The organism is Phytobacter sp. V69 (assembly GCF_965644215.1).
Classification (GTDB): Bacteria; Pseudomonadota; Gammaproteobacteria; order Enterobacterales; family Enterobacteriaceae; genus Phytobacter.
In genome coordinates this window covers 1-235 of record NZ_CBFFRL010000600.1, presented here as the reverse complement: position 1 = coordinate 235, position 235 = coordinate 1, and the positions used below count along the sequence as shown (strand labels likewise).

Annotated in this window: 1 protein-coding gene; it reads left to right on the top strand. The window is 54.9% G+C overall.

Translation table 11 applies throughout. The annotated features are described in order from the left end of the window. On the top strand, positions 1-235 hold a 235-nt coding region (locus tag ACSZPU_RS26575), incomplete at both ends, for a hypothetical protein (protein WP_499004598.1).

The window sequence follows — 235 nt, the reverse complement described above, 5'->3', positions numbered from 1 at the left end:
GAGTTCCAGCGCATTGAGGCAGACCAGAAACAGACAGTTGCGGCAATGAAAGCCTGCATCAAGGAATACAACGCCACCCTGCCCGCCCCGGTGAAAACCAGTGGCAGCCGTGACGCACTGCTCGAGCAACTGGCGATCATCAATCCTGACCTGGTAGCGCTGGAAGCACAGAAGCCTGCGCCGTTGAAAGTATCCGGCACCAAAGCAGACCTGATTCAATCAGTTAAATCGGTAA